Raw genomic sequence first — 22272 nt, 5'->3', positions numbered from 1 at the left:
TGAGGTGAACACCGTGCTTGTCGGCCTGGTCGTCAATTCCGGGGTCCTGCTGGCGCTGGGGGCCACCCTCTACGCCGCGCCGAGCCCGCTGTTCAACCCCCACTCGGTCCCCTTCGGCATACGCGTACCGCCCGACAAGGCGGACGCTCCCGAAGTGGCCGAACAACGGCGGCGCTACCGCGCCCTGTTCCTGCCGGCCACGCTGATGGTCACCGTGGCCGCCCTCGTCATCGGCGCCGTACTGGACAGCGTCGCGGTCGGCGGTGTGGCGGCGGTCGTGCTCTGCGTCATCGCCGCCGCGCTGTGGCTGCGCGCGCACCGCGCCCTCGCCCGCGCGAAGGAGCGGGGCAACTGGTACGCGCACGTACGGCAGGGCGCCGTCATGGACACCTCCCTGCGCACCGACCCCGTACGGCTGCCCTGGGCGTGGACGGTCCCCTCGCTCGTGGTGGTCGTCGTGACCGCCGTCGCCGGTGCGATCGTCTACCCGAGGCTGCCCGGGGTGATGGCGCTCCCGGCACGCTCAGCGAACGGGACCGTGTACCGCGAGCTCACGACCACCGTCTGGACCGCGTTCAGCCTGGTCTTCGCCCAGATCCTGCTGACCGCCGTGGTCATCGGGACGGTCGCCGCCGTCCTGCGCGCCCGCGCGGACCTGGATGTCTCGCGGCCCCGGAGCAGCGCGGCCCGGCACCGCCGCCACCTCGCTCTGACGGCACGGAGCCTGCTGGGCATCGCCGCACTGCTCAACCTCATGCTGCTCGGGCTGTCCGGGATGATGTGGAGCGACAGCCGCTCCGGGGCCCTGCTGACCCTGGTCATCGGCGTACCGCTGCTCGCGGCCGTCGCCGTGTCCGTGCCGCTCGTACGCGGGGGGCCCGGGGGCGGCCGGGCGACGCCGGAAAGCGCGGACGGCTCGGACGGCTCGGGCGGGTCGGACGAGGGGACCGGACTGGTACCGCGCGACGACGACCGTCACTGGTACGCCGCCGGCACCGTCTACGTCAACGCCGACGATCCCGCCATCCTCGTGCCCCGGCGCGTGGGCCTGGGCTGGACCGTCAACCTGGGCAATCTCCGGATCCTGATCGTCTCCGCGGCGGTGCTCGCGATCGCGGCGGGAGCGACGGTCGTGTCCGTCACCGTGGGATAGAGCCGGTACCGGGAGCGGAACGAGTTCGCGCGTGGCCCGATCGAACGCCGGTCGAAGCGCCGAGCGGGCCCCGCATAGGGTGGGGGGATGCAGGAGCAGTACCGAACCGTCGCCCGCGCGGGCGTGCACGAGACCGAGATCAACCGGTCGCGCTTCATCTGCGCGCTGGCGCCCGTGGCGACGGAGGAGGAGGCACAGGAGTTCATCGCGCGCATCCGCAAGGAGCACCCGACGGCCACGCACAACTGCTTCGCGTATGTGATCGGCGCCGACGCCTCCGTACAGAAGGCCGGCGACGACGGCGAACCCGGCGGTACGGCCGGGGCGCCGATGCTCCAGATGCTGATGCGGCGTGAGGTGCGCTACACCGCCGCCGTCGTGACCCGCTACTACGGCGGGGTCAAGCTCGGCGCGGGCGGACTGATCAGGGCGTACGGGGGCGTGGTGGGCGAGACCCTGGACGCGGTCGGCACCCTCACCCGGCAGCGCTTCCGGGTGGCGACCGTCACCGTCGACCATCAGCGCGCGGGCCGGCTGGAGAACGATCTGCGGGCGACCGGGCGTGCCGTGCGGGACGTGCGGTACGCCGAGGCGGTGACGATCGAGATCGGCCTGCCGGACTCGGAGGTACCGGCGTTCCGCGCGTGGCTGGCGGATACGACGGCGGGGACCGCCACGCTGGAACTGGGCGGAGAAGCCTTTGCCTGACGTGCCCTTGCCTGACATGCCTGTGCCTGACGTGTACGACGAGCACCACGTGTCCGGTACGCGGGACAGCAGCCCTCTGGAGGGCCGGTCTTGAGGATTCTGCACACATCGGACTGGCATCTCGGGCGGTCGTTCCACCGCGTGAGCATGCTCGACGCCCAGGCCGCGTTCCTCGACCATCTCGTGGCCACGGCCCGTGAGCGCGACGTGGACGCCGTCGTCGTCGCGGGCGATGTCTACGACCGGGCCGTGCCCCCGCTCAGCGCGGTGGAGCTGTTCGACCGGGCCCTGCACCGTCTCGCCGACGCCGGTGTGCCGACCGTCATGATCTCCGGGAACCATGACTCGGCCCGCAGACTCGGCGTCCTCGCCGGTCTGGTCGAGCGCGCCGGGATCCATCTGCGGACCGACCCGGCCGGCTGCGCCACCCCCGTCCTGCTGAACGACGCGCACGGCGAAGTGGCCTTCTACGGCCTTCCGTATCTCGAACCGGCCCTGGTACGGGACGAGTTCAAGGTCACCAAGGCCGGCCACGAGACGGTGCTCGGCGCCGCGATGGAGCGGGTACGGGCCGATCTCGCGGGACGCGACGCGGGCACCCGCTCCGTCGTCCTCGCGCACGCGTTCGTCGCGGGCGGCGCGCCCAGCGACAGCGAGCGGGACATCACCGTGGGCGGTGTGGCGGCCGTGCCCACCGGAATCTTCGACGGTGCCGACTATGTCGCCCTCGGCCATCTGCACGGCGCCCAGACCCTCACCGAACGCGTCCGCTACGCGGGCTCGCCGCTCGCGTACTCCTTCTCGGAGACCACACACCGCAAGACGATGTGGCTGGTGGAGCTGGGACCGGCGGGTGAGATCGAAGCGGAGCGGATCGACTGTCCGGTACCGCGTGCACTGGCCAGGATCCGGGGCGGGCTCGACGAGTTGCTCGGTGATCCGGGGCTCGCGCGGCACGAGGAGTCATGGGTCGAGGCGACCCTGACAGATCCGGTGCGCCCCGCCGAACCCATGGCCCGGCTCGCCGAGCGCTTCCCGTACACACTCAGCCTGGTCTTCGAACCGGAGCGGGGGGACGACGACCCGCTCTCCTCCTACGCCCAGCGCCTCGCGGGCCGTACCGACCAGCAGATCGCGGAGGACTTCGTGGCGCATGTACGGGGCGGATCGGGGCCCGACGAGCCCGAACGCGAGGTGCTGCGCGCCGCGTTCGAGGAGGTACGGGTCGACGCGGCGGTGCGCGAGGTGACCCCGTGAGGCTGCACCGGCTGACCGTCACCGCCTTCGGGCCCTTCGCCACCACCGAGGAAGTGGACTTCGACGCGCTCTGCGCCGCCGGGCTCTTTCTGCTGCACGGGCCGACGGGGGCGGGGAAGACCTCCGTACTCGACGCGGTCTGCTACGCGCTGTACGGCGCCGTGCCGGGCGCCCGCCAGAGCCCCGGGGCCACTCTCCGCAGCGATCACGCGCCCGTCGGGACGCCCACCGAGATCGGCCTCGATCTGACCGTGGGCGGCCGCCGGCTGGAGATCGTCCGGCGGCCCGCGCAGCTCCGGCCGAAGAAGCGGACGAAGGGATTCACCACCGAGAAGGCGCAGAGTTGGCTGCGCGAGTACGACGCGGAGAGCGGGACATGGCGGGCGCTGAGCCGGTCCCACCAGGAGATCGGCGAGGAGATCGGCCAGCTGCTCGGGATGAGCAGGGATCAGTTCTGCCAGGTGGTGCTGCTGCCCCAGGGCGACTTCGCCCGCTTCCTGCGCGCCGACGCCGAGGCACGCGGCAGACTCCTCGGCAAGCTCTTCGACACCCGCAGGTTCGCCGCGGTCGAGGAGCGCCTCGCCGAGCTGCGGCGCGCCGCCGAGCACCGGGTGCGCGCGGGTGACGACCGGCTCCTCGGCGTCGCGCAGCGCCTGGCCCAGGAGGCGGGCGACCGTACGGCGCCACCTCGGGACAACAGCACGGCCCCACCTCGGGACAACAGCACGGCCCTACCTCGGGGCGACAGCACGGCCCTACCTCGGGGCGACCGTACGGCGCCGCCGCTGCCTGAACTCCGGCCCGGCGACGCGGGGTTCGCCGGAGCCGTCCTGGAGTGGGCGGCGGTCGTCCGTACCGGCGCCCATGAGTGGTCCGACATCATGGAATCCGCCCTCTCCGCCGCCGAAAGCCGCGCCGCCGCCGCCCGGCGCGCCCTGGACGCAGAACGTGAACTGGCCACGCTGCAACAGCGGTTCGAGGAGACGCGGCGCCGCGCCGGGACGCTGGAGGAACAGCGCTCCGAGCACGAGCGGGTGCGGACCCGGCTGGAGCGTTCCCACAAGGCCGAGCTGGTCGCGCCGGCGCTCTCGCTGCGCGCCGACGCGGAACAGGCGCACAGCTCGGCCAGCGCCGCGTACGAGCGCACCCGCACCCTGCTGCCCGCCGGACTCACCGACGCCGGAGCCGAACAACTCGCCTCGCTGGAAGGGAAGCTGCGGCAGGAACTGGGCGCGCTCGACGCCGCCCGGCGCGCCGAGCACCGCGACGCCGAGATCACGGCCGAGCGCGCCGGTCTGGACCGGCAGGCGCGGGCCGACGACGAGGTCCTCCAGGAAGCGGCCGACTGGCTCGCCGGGTGGGAGTCCCGGCGTGGCGCCCTCCAGGACCGGATCGAGGCCGCGCAGGAGGCGGCGACCCGCGCCGAACAGCTCGCCGGGCACCTTGACCCCGCGCGCCGGCGGCTCGACGCGGCCCAGCGCCGCGACACCCTCGAAGCGGCGCTCTCCGAGGCCGGTCGGGACCTCAACTCGGCCCGGGAGCACACCAATACGGCGCATGAGCACTGGCTCGACCTGCGTGGTCGGCGGCTCGCGGGCATGGCCGCCGAGCTGGCCGCCCGGCTCGTCGACGGCGAACCCTGCGCGGTCTGCGGCTCCGCCGCGCACCCCGGTCCCGCGCCGGCCACCGACGGCCAGGTCGAACCTGCGGCGGAGGACGCCGCGCTGGAGGCGTACCGGCGTGCCGACGAGGCCCGCGGACACGCCGAGCGCGAGCACGCGGCGATACGGGAACGACACGCGGCGGCGCGCGCGGCGGCCGGTGAGTCGAGCGTGGCCGAACTCACCTCGCTCACCGAGCGGCTGGACCGGGAGCACACCGAGGCGCGCCGCGTGGCCGCCGGTACGCACGCGGCCCGTGAGGCCCTGGGCCGCGCCGAGCGTGAGTACGAGGGCCGGCTCGCCGCGCAGCGCGAGGCCGAACGCCGCGTGGCCGCCCGCACCTCGCGCCGCGACGCGCTCGAACGCGAACAGAGCGCGCTGCAAGCCGAGTTGAGCCGCGCCAGGGGAGACGCGGACAGCGTCGCCGAGCGCGCCGCGCAGCTGGCGGACCGGGCCGGCCGGCTCGCCGTGGCGGCCGAGGCGGTGCGCGCCGTCGACACCACCGCGCTCCGCCTCAAGGAGGCCGACGGCCGGCTCGCGTCCGCCGCCTTCCGGGCCGGGTTCGACACCCCGGAAGCCGCCGCGGACGCCCTGCTCACCGATACCGACCGGCGGGCGCTCCAGCACCGGCTGGACGACTGGCGGGCCGAGGCCGCCGCGGTCGCCGACCGGCTCGCGGAACCACGGGCCCGAGCCGCCGCGGATCAGCCGCCCGCCAGGACGGAGGACGCGGAGGCCGCCCACGACGCCGCCGAACGCGCCCTGCGCGACGCGTCGTCCGCCGCCACCACCGCCCGGGGCCGCCGCACCGAGCTGGGCAGGCTCTCCAGGCTCGCCGAGGCGGAGGTACGCGCACTCGGCCCGGTGCGCGAGGAGTACGACAGGGTGGCCCGCCTCGCCGGTCTCACCGCGGGCACCTCCACCGACAACGAACGCAGGATGCGTCTGGAGTCCTACGTCCTGGCGGCCCGCCTCGAACAGGTCGCGGCGGCGGCCACCGTACGGCTCCAGCGCATGTCCTCCGGCCGCTACGCCCTGATCCACTCGGACGCCAGAACGGGCGGCCAGCGGCGCTCCGGGCTCGGACTCCAGGTCATCGACGCCTGGACGGGCCGCGCCCGCGACACCTCGACGCTCTCCGGCGGCGAGACCTTCTTCGCCTCGCTCGCCCTCGCGCTCGGCCTCGCGGATGTCGTCACCGACGAGGCGGGCGGCGTACGGCTGGACACCCTCTTCATCGACGAGGGCTTCGGCAGCCTGGACGACCAGACGCTGGACGAGGTCCTGGACGTCCTGGACTCGCTCCGGGAGCGCGACCGCAGCGTCGGCATCGTCAGCCACGTCGCGGACCTGCGCCGCCGCGTCCCCACCCAGCTGGAGATCGTCAAGGACCGCCAGGGCTCGACGATCCACCAGCGGACATAGCGGATCGCTCCGAGGAGAAAACCGTGTGGACAACGGCCGCCCCGCACACCACGATCGTCTCCCATGCCCGCACTTGAACCCCCCGCCCCCGAAGCGCTCCGCCGTGATCCGCTGCCGCTGCGCGGCCGTACCGCCCTGGTCACCGGTGCCAGCCGGCGCGGCGGCATCGGTTACGCGGTCGCCCGGCGCCTCGTCGCGTACGGCGCGAGCGTGTATCTCCATCACCATGTGCCGCACGACGCAGGCCAGCCCTGGGGCGCCGATCCGGACGGACCGGAAGGTGTCGCCGCCGCCGTACGGGAGGCACGCGCGGATCCGGCGGCGCGGGTGGTGCACGGACCCGCCGATCTGTCCATGGCCGAGGCGCCCGCCGCGCTGATCGCCACCGCCGCGGAAGCGCTCGGCGGGCGGCTCGACATCCTGGTCGCCAACCACGCGCTCAGCGGCCGGGACGGCACACTCGACACCATCGACGCGGCGATGCTCGACGCCCACTGGGCGGTCGACACCCGGTCGGTGATCCTGCTCATCCAGGCGTACGCCCGGCTGCGCGCGACGCTGCCCGGCCGTACGCCCGGCGGCCGGGTCATGATGATGACATCCGGTCAGGACATCGCGGGCGGGATGCCGGGGGAGATCGCCTACGGTCTGGCCAAGGGCGCCCTCGCCTCCGCGACCCGGTCGCTCGCCACCTCGCTCGCGGAGCGGGCGGTGACGGTCAACACCGTCAACCCCGGGCCCGTCGACACGGATTACCTGACCGGGGCGGCGTACGACGAGATCGCGGCGCTGTTCCCGGCCGGCCGCTGGGGGATGCCCGACGACCCGGCCCGGCTGATCGCCTGGCTGGCCACCGACGAGGCGGAGTGGATCACCGGTCAGGTCATCGACTCCGAGGGCGGATTCCGCCGCTGAGCGAAGCCGCCCGGGAGTCCCGGCCTCCGGCCGACGGCGGCCGGGCTCATGCCTCTCGGCTGGGCCCGGCCGCCCCTCCCGGTCGCCGTCCGTACGCGGCCCCGCCCGTACCGCGTACGTACTACCGGCGCAGGTCAGAGCTTCGACAGCTCGTCCACCAGATCGTCGAGGCCCAGCGAGCCCTGCGACAGCGCCGCCATGTGCCATGCCTTCGCGTCGAACGCGTCGCCGTGTGCCCTGCGGGCGTTCTCCCGGCCGAGCAGCCAGGCGCGCTCGCCCAGCTTGTAGCCGATCGCCTGGGCCGGCATCGACAGATAGCGGGTCAGCTCGCTCTCCACGAAGTCCGCGGGCCGGCCGCTGTGGTTCCCGAAGAACTCCTGCGCCAGCTCGGGAGTCCAGCGCTCGCCAGGGTGGAACGGCGAGTCCGCCGGGATCTCCAGCTCCAGATGCATACCGATGTCCACGATCACCCGGCAGGCGCGCATCATCTGCGCGTCCAGGTAACCGAGCCGGCGCTCCGCGTCCGGCAGGAATCCCAGCTCGTCCATGAGCCGCTCCGCGTAGAGCGCCCAGCCCTCCGCGTTGGCGCTGACCTGGCCGACCGAGGCCTGGTAGCGGGAGAGCTGGTCGGCGACATGGGTCCACTGCGCGATCTGGAGGTGGTGGCCGGGGACGCCCTCGTGGTACCAGGTGGACACCAGGTCGTACACCGGGAAGCGGGTCTCGCCCATGGTCGGCAGCCAGGTACGGCCGGGGCGCGAGAAATCCTCGGAGGGACCGGTGTAGTACGGCGCCGCCGCGCCGCCCGGCGGAGCGATCCGGGACTCCACGCGCCGTACCCGCTCGGCGAGTTCGAAGTGGGTACCGTCGAGCGCGTCGATGGCCTCGTCCATCAGTTTCTGGAGCCAGACCCTGACCTCGTCGACCCCCTCGATGTGCTCCCCGCGCTCGTCGAGATGGGCGAGCGCCTCCCAGGGGTCCGCGCCCGGCAGGATCTTCTCGGCCTCGGTGGTCATCTCGGCGCGCAGCCGGTGGTATTCGGACCAGCCGTACGCGTACGCCTCGTCCAGATCCAGATCCGTGCCGTTGAAATACCGCGACCAGCGCGCGTAACGCTCCCGGCCCACCGTGTCCGGGGCGCCCTCGACGGCGGGCGCGTACACCTCGCGCATCCAGTCCAGCAGCTCCGCGAGCGCGGCGGTGGCGGAGCGCGCGGCGGCGTCCAGTTCCGTACGGAGGGAGTCGGGACCGGCGGAGACGAAGTCCTCGAACCAGCCGCGCTCCTCGCCCACCCACTCCGTCAGCTGGTCGATGAAGGTGGCGGTGGGCCGGGGACCGCCGAGCAGCTCGCGCTCCAGGCCCAGGGCGAGCGATTCGCGGTATCCGGCCAGCGCGGCGGGTACGGCACGCAGCCGCTCGGCGATCGCCGACCAGTCCTCGTCCGTCTCGGCCGGGGTCATCGGGAACGCGTCGCGGAGGTGGTGCGCGGGCGAGTGGATGTTGCTGACCAGGCGCAACCCCTCCTGCGCGTCATGGACGGCGAGTTCGGCCGTCAGCCGCTCACGCAGCAGCCGGCCGCAGCGCCGCTCGGCATCGCTGTCCGCGCCCGGCAGCGTCTCGGCCACATCGAGACGGGCGAGGGTCGCCCGGCCGAGATCGGCGACAGCCTGCTGTCCGGCCGGGGAGAAGTCGGGCAGGCGACGGGAGCTCTCCGCGACGCCCAGATAGGTTCCGGTGATCGGATCGAGTTCGATGAGTGCGTCGACGTAGGCGTCGGCGACCTGGCGGGGCAGCGCGCTGCCGGATGTGTCTGACATGCGGACATCCTCTCCGAGAGAGAACTCCGCGTCACATCACTTGTTTCCGGAGGGCCGGTGGGATTGGCCGATGACGATGGCATCCGGGGACGGTGGTCCTCCTGCTGGGAAACTCAACCGGGGCTCGGCACGGGCGACTTCGGGCCGTGAGGTGAACGCGGCCGATACCAGCCGTCCCGACCCCGGATGATTTTGGCTGGATCACGACGTAGCCGACGCCCGGAATCCCCGCAGGCCCGCTGTCCGGCGCTCAGCGATCGGCCTGCTCGTGGCCGGACATCTCCGAGTCGCCGTACGGAGGCAGCACCCGCGCGTCCGTCGGCTCCAGCCGGGCCGTGATGACCAGCGTTCCGTCCTCGATCTGGTAGTCCAGCGGCAGACCGAGATCCCGCATGGTCGCGACCATGCCCGTGTTGGACGCCTGGGTGACGGCGTACACGCTGCCGCACCGGGCCTCGACGGCGAGCGCCACGAGCCTGCCCAGCAGTTCGGAACCGATACCGCGCCGCTGCCAGGCGTCCTCGACGATCAGCGCCACCTCGGTCTCGTCGCCGTCCCAGAGCAGATGGCCGAGGGCGACGAGCCGGCCGGATTCCGTCTCGACCGCGAGCGTCCGTCCGAAGCGCGGGCTGAGCAGATGGTTCAGATAGCGGTCGGCGTCCCCGACCGGGCCGTGGTAGCGCAGGCCCAGGGTCCGTGCGGAGCAGCGGGCGTGCATGGCGAGCGCGGCGTCGAGATCGCCGCGGTCGGCGCGGCGGATGGTGATCTCCTCGCCCTCGGGGAGCGTGAGCACGTCCTGGCCGCGGGGGATACGCGGCCCGAGCCGGGCGTCCAGCTCGACCAGCGCACGGGCCCGCGCGAACTCGGTCGGAGTGAAGGGCAGATAGGGGCGCTCCACGATGATGCTGCCGCCGTGCGGGTCGTTCAGCCGCATCTCCGTTCCGTCCAGCACCCCTTCGACCGGTGCGCTCTCGTCACCGGAACGGTCGGCGAGGGATCCGCCGGGCCGGGAGCGGATCGTGCAGCGCCCGAGCAACTGGCGCAGCGAGAGCGGCAGTTCGGCGGCGTCCAGGGCCGTACGGGTGGCGAGGCCGAGTACCCGGGTCGGGGTGTCCACCAGATCGTGCGCGTCGGCGCGCTCGATCCATGTGCTGCCGCCGCCCGCGGCCGAGATCTCACGGGTGAGGTCCTTCGCCTGGAGCACGGACGGGGCGCGCAGCAGGAACTCGTCGACGGTGCCGTCGGCCAGCGGATGGGTCTGGAGGGTGAGGATGTCGACATGGTGCGCGGCGAGGGCGGTGCACAGCGCGGCGAGGCTCCCCGGCTCGTCCCGTACGGTGGTCCGCATCCGCCAGAGCGTCGTCTCCACCGGTCCGGCCGGGGCGGCGCCCTCCCGCGCGTCCGGTGCCGGCGGGGCCGGGCTGCCGGGCGGCGGAGGGGCATGACCGTGCCTTCGTGCCCACCATGTGTGGAACATGGCCGTGGCGATCAGCGCCACCGCGGAGGCGACCAGCAGGAACGCTCCGTCGGGTCCATGGGCGATCATGTTCGCCAGGGCGTCGGCGACGGCCACCGCGGTGAACAGGGCCGCCAGTTCGACGAGGTCCCGCCGCCAGTGGTGGGGGCGGCGGACACTCTTCGCGGAAGTCACATTGGTCATGACCTCACTCTGACGGAATGGTGTTGCGTGATCACGAACAGTGTGTGACTGATGGGTTAAGTGTGGATCTGATCCCTTTTGGCCGTTCTTTGGTCAATTTTGGCGTGGAGTGATCGCTTCAGGAGCGATGTGCGACCGGCGGCGGGTTCCTACTGGCCGACCTTCCCCGGCTGGAGCACCTTCGTGAACAGCACCGTCCCGCCCTCTTCCCGCAGCCGGACCGTCAGCTCACCGCTGGCGCCGTCGATGTCCACCTCGCCGTAGAGCGGCGGGGCCTCCATCGGGGAGAGGTTCTGACCCTGCGGCGCCTTCAGGAAGGCCCGCTCGGGACCGAACGTGCCGTCCAGGTTGTTGGCCGGGAACTGGCCCGCGGCGAGCGGACCGGAGACGAACTCCCAGAAGGGCGCGAAGTCCTTGAAGGCCGCCCGCTCCGGCGTGTAGTGCTGCGCGGCGGTGTGGTGGACGTCCGCCGTCAGCCACAGCGTGCCCGTGATCCGCTGGTGCTTGATGTGCCGCAGCAGCTCGGCGATCTGGAGTTCCCGGCCGAGCGGAGCGCCCGGGTCGCCCTGGGCGATCGCCTCGATGTTCGCCGCACCGTCCGGCACGACCAGCCCGATCGGCATATCGGCGGCGATCACCTTCCACACCGCGCGCGACCGCGACAGCTCGCGCTTGAGCCATGCGAGCTGCTCCGCGCCGAGGATGCCGTTCGTGTCGTCGGTCTGCCGGCCGGGCGAGTTGGCGTTGCGGTACGTCCGCATGTCCAGCACGAACACATCGAGCAGCGGACCGTGGTTCACCACACGGTGGACACGCCGGTCCGCCCCGCGCGCGGGCGACGCCGAGATCGGGAAGTACTCGTGGAACGCCTGTGTGGAACGGGCGGCCAGCACGTCCACGTTCTTCTCGGTGTAGCGGACATCGTCCAGGATCTGGCCCGGGTACCAGTTGTTGCGCACCTCGTGGTCGTCCCACTGAGTGATCGACGGGACCTCGGAGTTGAAGCGCCGTACGTTCTCGTCGAGCAGGTTGTAGCGGAAGTTCCCCCGGTACTCGGCCAGCGTCTCCGCGACCTTCGCCTTCTCCGGAGTGGTGATGTTGCGCCAGATCCGGCCGTCGGGCAGCGTCACGCTCGGCTCGATCACGCCGTCCGCGTAGATCGTGTCACCGCTGCACAGGAAGAAGTCGGGGCCGAGCCGGCGCATCTCGTCGTACACCGTGAAGCCGCCGATGTCGGGGTTGATGCCCCAGCCCTGTCCGGCGATATCGCCCGACCAGACGAACCGGACGCCCTGCCGCCGCCGTGTGGGCGCGGTGCGGAACGTGCCGTACACCGGCTCACCGGTACGGCGGGGGTCCTCGGGGTCGGCCAGGGTCACCCGGTAGTGCACCTGCTCACCGGCCGGCAGTCCGCGCAGCGGGACCGTACCGGTGAAGTCGGTGCCGGGGCCGAGCAGCGGACCGTGCCAGGAGCGGGCGCGGCGGAACGATTCGGTGGCCGAGGTCTCCACGATCATGCGGGCGGGCCGGTCGGACCGTACCCACACCAGCCCGGACGAGGAGGTGACATCGCCGGCCTGCACCCCCCAGGCGGCGCGCGGCCGGCCGGACAGGGCCTGGGCGGGGGCGGCGCCCGCGAGCGCGGCACCGGGCAGTGCCAGCACGGCCGAGGCGGCGAGCGAGCCGCGCAGCACACTGCGGCGGGCGGGAGCCTTCGGTACGTCGGCGGCGGGAGAGGAAGAGGAGAAAGAGGAGGTGTTGCCGGGGTTGTGCGACATCGATGCGTCTCCTGGGCAGATGGTGCGCCGGGGTGTCATGCCATGCCTAATGCCCGGTGGCGGCCGGAGTACGAACCCGGGGTGAACAACCGGCCGCCCGCTACCCGCCCGTGACGGCCCCGGCCGGCAGCGGTACGCCGCGCTCGATCCCGCCCGGCGTCAACTGCGCGTATCCGATGACCAGTCGTACATGGCCGTCCGCGGGCCGCGCCGTCCCATGGTCCGCCGGCGGACGCGGCGCGATCCCGCTGACCGCCGTACCGGGGAAGTGGGCGGCGAGGGCCGCGACCAGCGCGTCCCGCCGCTCCCGGTAGGCACGCTGACAGCGCCGCAACTGACGGTCGTGCCCGCCCCGTTCGATTGTCCGCCACGGTCCGCGGGATCGCGGCCGTCGAAGCGGCCGGCCCCGTACGGGAGGACACACCGGCGGCCCGGTAGCCGTACGGTCCGGGCGCCGCGGCCAATTGACCTGGACAGCCGGTGCGCCCATCGGCTGGGATGGGCACGTGGCGACCGACACCGCGAGCACCGAGGAATTCGAAGCGCACCGGCCCGTACTGACCGGGGTCGCCTACCGCATGCTCGGCGGGGTCGCCGACGCCGAGGACGTGGTGCAGGAGGCATGGCTGCGCTGGAGCGCCGCCGAGCGTACGGACATCCGCGAGCCGCGCGCGTATCTCGTACGGATCACCACACGCCTCGCCATCGACCGGCTCCGGCAGGCCAAGGCGCGGCGCGAGTCCTATGTCGGTCCCTGGCTGCCCGAACCGGTCGTCACCGACTTCGGAACCGCCGTCCCCGACACGGCCGAACGCGCCGTGCTCGCCGACTCGGTGTCCGTCGCCGTCCTGATCGTCCTCGAATCGCTCTCGCCGCTGGAACGCGCGGTGTTCGTGCTGCGCGAGGCGTTCGGATTCCCGTTCGGCGAGATCGCCCTCACCCTGGAGCGCAGCGAGGCCGCCGTCAGACAACTGGCCGGCCGGGCCCGCCGCCATGTCGAGGAACGCAGGCCGCGTTACGACGTCGACCCGGCCGAACGCCGCGCTCTCACTGAGCGGTTCCTCGCCGCGGCGGGCGGCGGAGATCTCGACGAGCTGCTCGCCCTGCTGGCGCCCGACGTACAACTGGTGGGCGACAGCGGTGGCAAGTCCAAGGCGCCGCTGCGGATCATCGAGGGCGCCGACAAGGTGGGCCGGTTCCTGTCCGGCGTCTCGGGGCAGGCGGCGCTGTTCGACTTCCGGATCACGGAGTTCAACGGCGCCCCCGCGCTGCTCGTCCTCGCCGGCGGAGTACCCGATATCGTCCTCCAACTGGAGATCACGGACGGCAAGGTGGGACGCGTCTACATCGTGCGGAATCCGGACAAGCTCGGGGGAGCCGTCCTGGCGCACCCCGCCACGTAAGCCCTGCTCGTCGCTCCCGGCGATCCCCTGCCCCGGGTCCGATCCGGACGACCGGGCCACTGTCACGCGCGCCTCACCAGCGTACGAACGTACTGTGAACACCCTGAGTCGGAGAGTGACTTCTCTCCGTGACCGACGGAGGATTGGTCTTGACCAACGGGATGGCCCGTCCTATCGTCGCTATTTAGTGCAGGAACCTTTAATAAACAAGGGCACGGAAAACCCGCCGGAGAGACGGCGATTGCGGAGGATCAGGGTGGGGACCACGCAGCTGGAAGCAGTGCCGGAGCCTAAGTACTGGCACCTCAAGACCGTGCTCGGCGAAGCGCTCGACTCCGACTTCGCGGTGGGGGAGGTCCTGCCCAACGAACGTGACCTCGCCGCCCGGTTCGGAGTCGCCCGCGCCACGCTCAGGCAGGCCCTCGAACAGCTGGAGCTGGAAGGCCGGCTCCAGCGCCGCCGCGGCGTCGGTACGACCGTCGCCCCGCCGCGCGTGGGCGTCGACGTCTCCACCACCCAGCACGAATGGCCCGGCACCGTACGGGACGCCTGGCAGCCCGTCGACTGCGCCAGGGCGCCCGCGCCCGCCGCGGTGGCCAGGCTGCTGGAGACCGCCGCCGACGAAGAGGTCCACACCGTCCGCAGGGTCCGCTCCACCCACGGCCAGTCCGTCGCGGCGGAACTGCTCTACGTCCCCGCCTCGTCGGTGCCCGAGCTGTCGGCCATCGACGCGCCCGAGGGCCCGGCGCGCGCCCGCGCCGTCCTGCGTGAGCTTCAGCGCCTCGGCCTCGACGGCCAGGACCGCGCCGTGGAACTGGGCTCCGCGCGCGCGGACGACGCCAGGGAGCTGGACCGGCTGCCCGGCGCTCCCGTCCTCGTCGTCACGACGCGCTATGTCGTGGCGGGCCGTACCGCCGCCGTATCGGTGGCCACGTACCGCGCCGACACCTGCCGGCTCACCTTCGGGGACTCCGGCGACCTGGAGATCAGCGAGGAGCCGCAGGAGCGCCGCGCGTCCTGAAGCCCCTTGTCCCGTGTGCGGCCCGTCGCTCAGCGGCGGGCCGTCACCGTACCCTCCACCGCGAACAGCTGCTCCTCGACATGGTCGAGCGCCAGCCGCAGCGCGCCCGTCGCCACGGCCGCCTCGCCGAGCAGCGAGAGCGCCACCCGCGGCGGGCGCAGACAGAAGCGGGAGAGCTCGTCGCGCAGCGGGTCCAGCACACCGTCGAGCCCGGCGGCCCAGCCGCCGACCACCACCAGCTCCGGATCCAGCGCCAGCACCAGCGCCGCCACATCGTGCACCAGCCGCTGGGTGAACCGTTCGACGGCCTCCCGCGCCCGGACGTCCCCGCCCTTGGCGTCGGCGAAGACCTTCGCCACCGCCTGCTCGTCGAGCGGGTGCAGCGGCTCGTCCGTCGTCGACAGCAGCGTTTCCGGGGTCGCGCCGCGCCCCAGCAGATGCAGCGCGCCGATCTCGCCGGCCGCGCCGCCGAAGCCGCGGTGCAGCCGCCCGCCGATCAGTGCGCCCGCCCCGGGGCTGAGCCCCGCCAGTACGAAGACGATGTCGTCGGAGTCGATGGCCGCGCCCTTCCACTGCTCGGCCACGGCCGCCGCGTTGGCGTCGTTCTCCACCAGCACCGGACAGCGGAACGAGCGCCGCAGCCGTTCGCCGAGCGGCAGCCCCGTCCACTGCGGCAGCGCCGTGCCCAGCCGTACCGTCCCGTCGGCCTCCACGATGCCGGGGCTGCCGACCCCGACCGCGCGCAGCGAGCCGCGCGACACCCCCGTGCGGCGCAGCACATCGGCGACGACCAGCCGTACGCGGTCGAGGCGCTCGTCCGCGTCAGCCGTCTCCGAGACCACACGCGATCCGGCGCCGATGATCCGGCCGTCCAGCCCGGAGATCAGCGCGGCCACGCGATGCGGCCCGATCTCGATGCCCAGCAGATATCCGGCCTCGGCCCGGAACCGGAACCGGCGCGCCGGGCGGCCCTGCTTACGGGTCCCGCCCTCCGCCGGCGCCGACTCCACGACCAGGCCCGTTTCGATCAGACCTTCCACCACGCCCTCGACCGTCGGCCGGGAGAGGCCCGTGATCCGTGTCAGATCCGTCAGCGTGAGATCACCGGCGTCCCGCAGGGAATGGAGCACCACCGCGGAGTTGATCCGCCGCAGGAGCGAAGGGTCTCCACCGGTCAGCCGCTCCACGGTGTTTCCTCCCAGCTCGTGCGCGTGTAGGCGGATGTTACTCGGTGCCCGCCGGTGCTGCGAGTGGCGTGTGCCACCGCATGGCCCCGCGGCTGAACAGAGTGGCAGGGGCCGGTGGCTCCGGACAGGTCCGGGTCATCTGACGGGCAGCCAATTGTCAGTGCCCGCAGGTTTACTGGAGGCATGACCACCGCACAGCAACTCGCCGTCATCGAGCTGCTGCGTATCCGCGCCTTCCCCGCGGAGCGCGGCCCCACCGAGCTGGGCAGAAGCGGTCCCGGCTACCACCTCGCCGAGCTGTTCGAGGGGGACGGCGCGGCGGATGCCGGTCAGCACGGTGCGGAGCACACCGCGCTGACCGGCGTTCTCACCGCCCGCTTCGGTGAGCCGCACCACATCAGCCTCTGGAGCCTGCGGACACGCGTCGTCGAGGGGGAGGAGATACCGGACCCCTGGTGCGAGTTGAGCGCCGGCTTCGAATACCTCCACCTGTGGCGGTGGGAGGGCCGCTGGCTCGCGCTGGGCGCGGCGGGGGAGGCGGGGCCGGACGGCGCGGCCGGGGAGCGGCCGTTCCGTATCGTGGTGGCCGTCACCGAGACGGATCCGCCGTAGGCGACCGTGCCGTACGGACGGTCAGTCGCCGGTCGCCGGTCGCCGGTCGTGGGCAACGGGCCGGAGAACAGAGCCCTAGTGGCCGATCTTGTCCAGGTCGGCGAGTTCCTCGTCGGAGAGCCTGAGTCCCGCGCCGGCGGCGTTCTCGCGCAGGTGCTCCACCGACGACGTGCCGGGAATCAGCAGGATATTCGGCGACCGCTGCAACAGCCAGGCCAGGGCGACCGACATCGGCGTCGAATCCAACCGGGCGGCCACGGCCGAGAGCGCCGAGGATTGCAGCGGGTTGAAGCCGCCGAGCGGGAAGAAGGGCACATAGGCGACCCCCTCTCCGGCGAGCATGTCGATCAGCTCGTCGTCCTGGCGGTAGGCGAGGTTGTACATGTTCTGCACGCACACGATCGGCGCGATAGCCCGCGCCTCGGCGACCTGTTCCGCCGTCGCGTTGCTCACACCGAGGTGCCGGATCAAGCCCTGCTGCTGGAGTTCGACCAGCGTCTCGAACGCCTCGGCGAGCGAGCCGGACTGGGGTCCCTCGGCGTTGCCGAGCCGGAGGTTGACCACGTCGAGCGCCTCAAGGCCGAGGTTGTCAAGGTTCTCGTGGACGGAGCGGCGCAGGTCTTCGGGCTCTCGGGCCGTGGGCCAGCCGCCCTGCTGGTCGCGGGTCGCGCCGACCTTGGTCACGATGTGCAGCGACGCGGGGTACGGGTGCAGCGCTGTACGGATCAGCTCGTTGGTCACGCGCGGCCCGTAGGCGTCGCTTGTGTCGATATGGGTGATTCCGAGGTCGACGACATCGCGGAGGACGGCGAGAGCGCGGTCCGGGTCGGCAGGCGGCCCCATGACCCCGGGGCCGGCGAGCTGCATGGAGCCGTAGCCGAACCGGGTGACGGTCAGGTCACCCAGGGGCCAGGTGCCGCCGGGAAGCGAAGGGGAGAAGGTGCTCATGCCCGTGCCTTTCGTGCTGAGGTGGGTGGTGGTGCCTAACGGCTCCTTGCGCAACTATGGGTGGGGTAGCTTCCTGAAGGGAAGTAGGCACTCCGGAGTGCGTAAGGCACCCACGGGTTTAAGGAGCGGTCGATGGCAACGACGACGGAGGCTCAGAAGAAGGCGCAGGCCAAGGCCGAATATGACGCTTTCCTGGTGGCATGTCCCAGTCGCAAGCTGCTCGACCGGATCTCCGACAAATGGGTCACACTGATCCTGGCCGCACTCGGCAGTGACGGCTCGCATCAGTTCGGCGCCGACTGCGCCGGTGAACCACGGCCGATGCGCTACTCGGAGCTGCACCGCCTGCTGGCGGGCGTCAGCCAGAAGATGCTCACTCAGACACTGCGCTCCTTGGAGCGTGACGGCCTCGTCACCCGCACCGTGGTGCCCACCGTGCCCGTCACGGTCTCCTATGAGCTGACCGACCTCGGTCTGTCGCTGCATCAGATGATGCGCGGCCTCAAATCCTGGGCCGAGACGCACATGGACGACGTGCTCGCCAACCGCTCGGCATACGACACCGACGTCGCCTGACACCACCATTCCCAAGCCGGATGGCCTCCGCCGCTGCCTGAGAGCGGCGACATCGAACTCCGATGTCCGGCAGCGGCCACCGGCACCTCGGCGTCACCCGGCGACCACTCGCACACGACCACCGGCCCCGGCCGCAGGTGGACCCCCGGCCCGCCTCACGCCGCGGGGCCCGGCGGCAGGTGCACCGTCATGATCAGGTGGCAGGTCCCGGTGCCCGCGCCGCGGTACGTGTGAGCGGCGTCGCCGTCGAACGTGGCGGTCTGTCCGGCTTCGACGGTGTGCTCGGTGCCGTCGACGACCAGGGTCATCCGGCCGGATGTGACGCTGACGGTTTCCACGACTCCCGCCTGGTGCGGGTGGCTCGGGTATTCCTCGTCCGGCTCCAGTCGCCAGCGCCAGACCTCGACAGGGGCCGGGCCCGAGGTCGTCAGCATGAGCCGGGCCTCGCTGCCCTGTTCGCCGGTCCACAGTGGCGCGACGGCATCGGCGGCCACGACGCGGACGCGCCCCTCGGGCGGTCCCTGCATCAGGGCGGACACCGAGATACCGAGGGTGTCGGCCAGCCGCACCAGGGTGGCGAAGTTGGGGTTGCCCTGGGCTTTCTCCAGTCCCACCAGGGCACCCTTGCTGACCTGGGCGCGTCGGCTGAGCTCGTCCAGGGACAGGCCGGCGCGCGTACGGGCCGCCTTGACGTTGTGCGCCACCGTTCGCAGGGCCTCGGCCGCCTCGACCATCTGTTCCCCCATCCTCTGGTTGACATCGACCGGTCGATCCGTTGTACCGTTCGGTCGTTCCAGTGAATGGTAAGGGATGGACCGTGATCGCTCTGCTGCTGGCCCTTGGCAGCTCACTCGCCTACGGGTGCGCCGACTTCCTCGATCGGCTCGTCGGGCTCGGCACCGCCGCCATCGCCGTCAGCCTCCTCGCCCTCACCTGAGCAGCCCGCGGCCCGCAGCCCTGACCCCCGCCCTGGCACGTACAGAGAGAACGGAAACCCCGCCCATGCCCGCCTTCCGCATCGCCCCCGCCGTCGCGGACGACTTCCCCGACACCCTTATCGCCCTGGTCACCGCCACCGGTCTGCGCGGCCGTGAACCCTGGCCCGACACCGTCGCCGCCCTGGAGGACCTGGAACAGCAGCTCACCGACGGCAGCTGGCGGCCCGCCGACGAGACCGATCCCCGTATCGAGGCGTGGCACAGCGCCTACCGTTCCTTCGGCACCAACCCCCGCCGTATCCGCCCCAGCGTCGACGCGCTCGGCCGCCGCCTGGCCAAGAAGGGGACACTGCCGCGCATCAACCAGGCCGTCGACTCCTACAACGCCGTCTCCGTCCGTCACGGCCTGCCCGCCGGCGCCTTCGACCTGGACCGTGTCACCGGCGACATCGACATCCGGCACGCGGACGGCACCGAATCCTTCACCCCGCTCGGCGAACCCGACGCCGTCGAGAACCCCAGGCCCGGCGAGATCATCTACGCGGACACCACCGGCGTCCTGACCCGCCACTGGAACCACCGCGACGCCCACCGCACCCGCGTCACCGAGGACTCCACCCACATCGTCCTCGTCCTCGAAACCCTGCACGCCGAGCGCGACGGAGATCTCCTCAAGGCGGCCGCGCACGAGTTGCAGGGCCTGCTCGCCCTGCACGCCGACCGGACAGCCGTGCATTACCTCAGCCCGGCACAACCCCGTGCGACCGTGTGGGACGCACCTTCCGGCCGGTGAACCGTCCGCGCCGAGGCAGCTCGTGAGGGTGGTGAAGAGGGGCGTTCCCCGGGCCGCGTCCTGAGGTCACAGGATCGAGCCAGGCGTGTAGCCCGCGGCCTCCGGGTGGCGCTTCACGATCTCCTCGACGCGGGACACCACCGTCGCGATCTGGTCCGCAGCCGCGCCCGTGAAGGAGAGCTTGTCCGCCATCAGCGCGTCCAGCGCGGCCCGGTCGAGCGGCATGCGGTCGTCCGCGGCCAGCCGGTCGAGGAGTTCGTTGCGCTCGGCGCCCTGTTCGCGCATCGCGAGGGCCGAGGCCACGGCGTGCTCCTTGATGACCTCGTGCGCGGACTCGCGGCCCACCCCGGCCCGTACCGCGCCCATCAGCACCTTGGTCGTGGCCAGGAACGGCAGATAGCGGTCCAGTTCGCGCGCCACGACCGCCGGGAACGCGCCGAACTCGTCGAGGACCGTCAGGAAGGTCTCCAGCAGCCCGTCGAAGGCGAAGAACGCGTCGGGCAGCGCCACCCGGCGGACCACCGAGCAGGAGACATCGCCCTCGTTCCACTGGTCGCCCGCCAGCTCGCCGGTCATCGACGCGTAGCCGCGCAGGATCACCATGAGGCCGTTGACCCGCTCGCAGGAGCGCGTGTTCATCTTGTGGGGCATCGCGGAGGAGCCGACCTGGCCGGGCTTGAAGCCCTCGGTGACCAGTTCGTGCCCGGCCATCAGCCGGATCGTCTTCGCCACCGAGGACGGCGCCGCCGCGAGCTGCACCAGCGCGGTCACCACGTCGTAGTCGAGCGAGCGGGGATACACCTGGCCGACCGAGGTGAAGGACTGGGCGAAGCCCAGGTGGCCGGCGATACGGCGCTCCAGCTCGGCCAGTTTCGCGGTGTCACCGCCGAGCAGGTCGAGCATGTCCTGCGCGGTACCGACCGGGCCCTTGATCCCGCGCAGCGGGTAGCGGCCGAGCAGGTCGTCCAGACGTCCGTACGCGACGAGCAGTTCGTCCGCGGCGGTCGCGAAGCGCTTGCCGAGCGTGGTGGCCTGCGCGGCGACGTTGTGCGAGCGGCCGGCCATGACCAGCTCCCCGTACTCGCCGGCGAGCTTGCCGAGACGGGCCAGCACCGCGACCGTACGGTCCCGCATCAGTTCCAGGGAGAGCCGGATCTGGAGCTGTTCGACGTTCTCCGTCAGATCGCGGGACGTCATCCCCTTGTGGACCTGCTCGTGTCCGGCGAGCGCGTTGAACTCCTCGATCCGCGCCTTCACATCGTGCCGGGTGACCTTCTCGCGCTCGGCGATCGATGCCAGATCGACCTGGTCGAGGACGCGTTCGTAGTCGGCGAGCGCGGACTCCGGCACCTCGATCCCGAGGTCCCGCTGGGCCCGCAGCACGGCGAGCCACAGCTGACGCTCCAGCCTCACCTTCTGCTCGGGGGACCACAGCACGGCCAGCTCCGTCGAGGCGTAGCGGCCGGCAAGGACATTGGGGATACGAGGCTTGGCAGTCACGTGAAGGAATTCTATAGGCGGTTTGTGCAGGCCGGCGCCGCGGGCGTTCTTGTGGCTTGCTACGAGAGCCCCCGCGGGCCCGCGTCGGGCGCGGGTGCGGCGCCGGGTCCCGGTATGTCGCGCTCCGGTGTCCCGTACGGCAGCAGCTCCGGCCGCTTCGCGGGCCGCCCGTCCCCCGATGAGCGTCCGGTGACCCGGCGCATGATCCAGGGCCCGAGATGCTGCCGGGCGAACCGGATGTCGCTCGTCCGCCGTGCGGGCCACCCCACGGGCACGGCCGGCGGCAGCTCGGCGCGCCAGTCGTCCTCGGCGTCCAGCCCCAGCGTCTGCCAGATGGCCTCGGCGACCCGGCGGTGGCCCTCGCCCGTGAGATGCAGCCGGTCCGCGTCCCACAGCCGCTGATCACCGAGCACCGGCGCCCCGTACAGATCGACGACGAGCGCGCCATGGCGCGCGGCCAGTTCGTCCACGAGGGAGAACAGCTCCTCCATCCGCGGCCGGAACCGCTCCATCACCGGGCCGTCGCGGCCGGGGCTGCGCATCAGCACCAGCTGTCCGCAGGCCGGGGCGAGCCGTTCCACCGCCTCGGTGAGCAGTCCGCGCACCCGCCCCATGTCGACCTTCGGCCGCAGGGTGTCATTGAGCCCGCCGACCAGCGTCACCAGGTCCGGTGCCATCGCGGCGGCGATGTCCACCTGTTCCGCGACGATCTGGCCGATGAGCTTTCCGCGTACGGCGAGATTCGCGTACCGGAACCCTGGGGTACGGGCCGCGAGCCGCGCGGCGAGCAGATCCGCCCAGCCGCGGTACGAGCCGTCGGGGAGGAGGTCGGACATGCCCTCGGTGAAGGAATCACCGACCGCGACGAAACTGGTGTAGCTGGCATTCATCTCCATGGCGGAGCGATCGTACCGCTCGGT

Annotated in this window: 18 protein-coding genes and 1 pseudogene; 10 read left to right on the top strand and 9 right to left on the bottom strand. The window is 72.1% G+C overall.

From position 1 onward, the window contains the following. Window positions 1–4: 4 nt before the first annotated feature. From ACFRKB_RS30140 to ACFRKB_RS30120, 5 genes are all read left to right on the top strand, one after another. On the top strand, window positions 5–1153 hold the full coding sequence (locus ACFRKB_RS30140) for a DUF5808 domain-containing protein (protein ID WP_383109743.1): 1149 nt from the start codon (window positions 5–7) through the stop codon (window positions 1151–1153). A gap of 87 nt (window positions 1154–1240) precedes the next feature. Next, a complete protein-coding gene (locus tag ACFRKB_RS30135) occupies window positions 1241–1861 on the top strand; it encodes a YigZ family protein (RefSeq protein ID WP_383109742.1) in 621 nt (206 codons plus the stop codon). Between the two features lie 90 nt (window positions 1862–1951). Next, a complete protein-coding gene (locus tag ACFRKB_RS30130) occupies window positions 1952–3118 on the top strand; it encodes an exonuclease SbcCD subunit D (RefSeq protein WP_383109741.1) in 1167 nt (388 codons plus the stop codon). Then, complete coding sequence (locus ACFRKB_RS30125; RefSeq protein WP_383109740.1) at window positions 3115–6204, top strand: AAA family ATPase; 3090 nt, start codon at window positions 3115–3117, stop codon at window positions 6202–6204. The genes ACFRKB_RS30130 and ACFRKB_RS30125 overlap by 4 nt, the downstream gene beginning before the upstream one ends. Window positions 6205–6267: 63 nt before the next feature. After that, window positions 6268–7119, top strand: coding sequence for an SDR family oxidoreductase (locus tag ACFRKB_RS30120; RefSeq protein WP_383109738.1), 852 nt, complete (start codon window positions 6268–6270; stop codon window positions 7117–7119). A 134-nt stretch (window positions 7120–7253) separates the two neighbouring features. On the opposite strand, the gene ACFRKB_RS30115 is transcribed toward ACFRKB_RS30120, so the two are convergent. From ACFRKB_RS30115 to ACFRKB_RS30100, 4 genes and pseudogenes are all read right to left on the bottom strand, one after another. Then, entirely contained in the window at window positions 7254–8936 is a 1683-nt protein-coding gene (locus ACFRKB_RS30115) for a DUF885 domain-containing protein (protein WP_383109737.1), read from the bottom strand. A gap of 250 nt (window positions 8937–9186) precedes the next feature. Beyond that, window positions 9187–10596, bottom strand: a complete 1410-nt coding sequence (locus ACFRKB_RS30110; RefSeq protein WP_383109736.1) for a GNAT family N-acetyltransferase — start codon at window positions 10594–10596, stop codon at window positions 9187–9189. Window positions 10597–10745: 149 nt separating this feature from the next. Beyond that, window positions 10746–12374 (bottom strand): alkaline phosphatase D family protein, encoded by a 1629-nt coding sequence (locus tag ACFRKB_RS30105; RefSeq protein ID WP_383109734.1) that lies wholly within the window; start codon window positions 12372–12374, stop codon window positions 10746–10748. A gap of 100 nt (window positions 12375–12474) precedes the next feature. After that, window positions 12475–12735: pseudogene (locus tag ACFRKB_RS30100) on the bottom strand (MocR-like pyridoxine biosynthesis transcription factor PdxR); the annotation flags it as partial. Between the two features lie 145 nt (window positions 12736–12880). Between ACFRKB_RS30100 and sigJ the strand changes: the two are divergent. Continuing rightward, window positions 12881–13777: an RNA polymerase sigma factor SigJ gene (gene sigJ, locus ACFRKB_RS30095; protein WP_383109733.1), complete on the top strand. Its 897-nt coding sequence runs from the start codon at window positions 12881–12883 to the stop codon at window positions 13775–13777. Between the two features lie 256 nt (window positions 13778–14033). Beyond that, entirely contained in the window at window positions 14034–14798 is a 765-nt protein-coding gene (locus ACFRKB_RS30090; RefSeq protein ID WP_383109732.1) for a GntR family transcriptional regulator, read from the top strand. A 29-nt stretch (window positions 14799–14827) separates the two neighbouring features. On the opposite strand, the gene ACFRKB_RS30085 is transcribed toward ACFRKB_RS30090, so the two are convergent. Next, complete coding sequence (locus ACFRKB_RS30085) at window positions 14828–15985, bottom strand: ROK family transcriptional regulator (RefSeq protein ID WP_383109731.1); 1158 nt, start codon at window positions 15983–15985, stop codon at window positions 14828–14830. Between the two features lie 183 nt (window positions 15986–16168). Here ACFRKB_RS30085 and ACFRKB_RS30080 point away from each other — a divergent pair, with 183 nt between their 5' ends. Beyond that, window positions 16169–16597 (top strand): hypothetical protein, encoded by a 429-nt coding sequence (locus ACFRKB_RS30080; RefSeq protein ID WP_383109730.1) that lies wholly within the window; start codon window positions 16169–16171, stop codon window positions 16595–16597. Between the two features lie 75 nt (window positions 16598–16672). Here ACFRKB_RS30080 and ACFRKB_RS30075 read toward each other — a convergent pair whose 3' ends face one another. Continuing rightward, window positions 16673–17545: an aldo/keto reductase family oxidoreductase gene (locus ACFRKB_RS30075; RefSeq protein ID WP_383109729.1), complete on the bottom strand. Its 873-nt coding sequence runs from the start codon at window positions 17543–17545 to the stop codon at window positions 16673–16675. 132 nt (window positions 17546–17677) lie between these two features. Here ACFRKB_RS30075 and ACFRKB_RS30070 point away from each other — a divergent pair, with 132 nt between their 5' ends. Next, entirely contained in the window at window positions 17678–18121 is a 444-nt protein-coding gene (locus ACFRKB_RS30070) for a winged helix-turn-helix transcriptional regulator (RefSeq protein ID WP_383109728.1), read from the top strand. A 155-nt stretch (window positions 18122–18276) separates the two neighbouring features. Here ACFRKB_RS30070 and ACFRKB_RS30065 read toward each other — a convergent pair whose 3' ends face one another. Next, on the bottom strand, window positions 18277–18855 hold the full coding sequence (locus ACFRKB_RS30065; RefSeq protein ID WP_383109781.1) for a helix-turn-helix domain-containing protein: 579 nt from the start codon (window positions 18853–18855) through the stop codon (window positions 18277–18279). Window positions 18856–19123: 268 nt separating this feature from the next. On the opposite strand from ACFRKB_RS30065, the gene ACFRKB_RS30060 reads away from it, so the two are divergent. Then, window positions 19124–19852 carry a B3/B4 domain-containing protein gene (locus ACFRKB_RS30060; RefSeq protein ID WP_383109726.1) on the top strand — a complete coding sequence of 243 codons (729 nt, stop codon included), beginning with the start codon at window positions 19124–19126 and terminating at the stop codon, window positions 19850–19852. A gap of 66 nt (window positions 19853–19918) precedes the next feature. On the opposite strand, the gene purB is transcribed toward ACFRKB_RS30060, so the two are convergent. Together purB and ACFRKB_RS30050 are read right to left on the bottom strand one after the other, a co-directional pair. Beyond that, the gene (gene purB, locus ACFRKB_RS30055; RefSeq protein ID WP_383109725.1) at window positions 19919–21352 is read right to left on the bottom strand and encodes an adenylosuccinate lyase; all 1434 of its coding nucleotides are present in this window, start codon (window positions 21350–21352) and stop codon (window positions 19919–19921) included. 59 nt (window positions 21353–21411) lie between these two features. After that, entirely contained in the window at window positions 21412–22248 is an 837-nt protein-coding gene (locus tag ACFRKB_RS30050) for an SGNH/GDSL hydrolase family protein (protein WP_383109724.1), read from the bottom strand. Between the last annotated feature and the right edge of the window lie 24 nt (window positions 22249–22272).

Source organism: Streptomyces scopuliridis (assembly GCF_042790125.1).
GTDB lineage: Bacteria > Actinomycetota > Actinomycetes > Streptomycetales > Streptomycetaceae > Streptomyces > Streptomyces scopuliridis_A.
The sequence above is the reverse complement of the archived record's forward strand: the minus strand, read 5'-3'. Positions and strand labels throughout refer to the sequence as shown.

What these genes read in the sequence shown, in the direction of transcription:
- ACFRKB_RS30135 (WP_383109742.1), top strand. Translation starts at nt 1,241, where the DNA reads ATGCAGGAGCAGTACCGAACCGTCGCCCGCGCGGGCGTGCACGAGACC.
- ACFRKB_RS30120 (WP_383109738.1), top strand. Translation starts at nt 6,268, where the DNA reads ATGCCCGCACTTGAACCCCCCGCCCCCGAAGCGCTCCGCCGTGATCCG.
- ACFRKB_RS30115 (WP_383109737.1), bottom strand. Translation starts at nt 8,936, where the DNA reads ATGTCAGACACATCCGGCAGCGCGCTGCCCCGCCAGGTCGCCGACGCC.
- ACFRKB_RS30110 (WP_383109736.1), bottom strand. Translation starts at nt 10,596, where the DNA reads ATGACCAATGTGACTTCCGCGAAGAGTGTCCGCCGCCCCCACCACTGG.
- ACFRKB_RS30105 (WP_383109734.1), bottom strand. Translation starts at nt 12,374, where the DNA reads ATGTCGCACAACCCCGGCAACACCTCCTCTTTCTCCTCTTCCTCTCCC.
- ACFRKB_RS30080 (WP_383109730.1), top strand. Translation starts at nt 16,169, where the DNA reads ATGACCACCGCACAGCAACTCGCCGTCATCGAGCTGCTGCGTATCCGC.
- ACFRKB_RS30075 (WP_383109729.1), bottom strand. Translation starts at nt 17,545, where the DNA reads ATGAGCACCTTCTCCCCTTCGCTTCCCGGCGGCACCTGGCCCCTGGGT.
- ACFRKB_RS30070 (WP_383109728.1), top strand. Translation starts at nt 17,678, where the DNA reads ATGGCAACGACGACGGAGGCTCAGAAGAAGGCGCAGGCCAAGGCCGAA.
- ACFRKB_RS30065 (WP_383109781.1), bottom strand. Translation starts at nt 18,855, where the DNA reads ATGGTCGAGGCGGCCGAGGCCCTGCGAACGGTGGCGCACAACGTCAAG.
- ACFRKB_RS30060 (WP_383109726.1), top strand. Translation starts at nt 19,124, where the DNA reads ATGCCCGCCTTCCGCATCGCCCCCGCCGTCGCGGACGACTTCCCCGAC.
- ACFRKB_RS30050 (WP_383109724.1), bottom strand. Translation starts at nt 22,248, where the DNA reads ATGGAGATGAATGCCAGCTACACCAGTTTCGTCGCGGTCGGTGATTCC.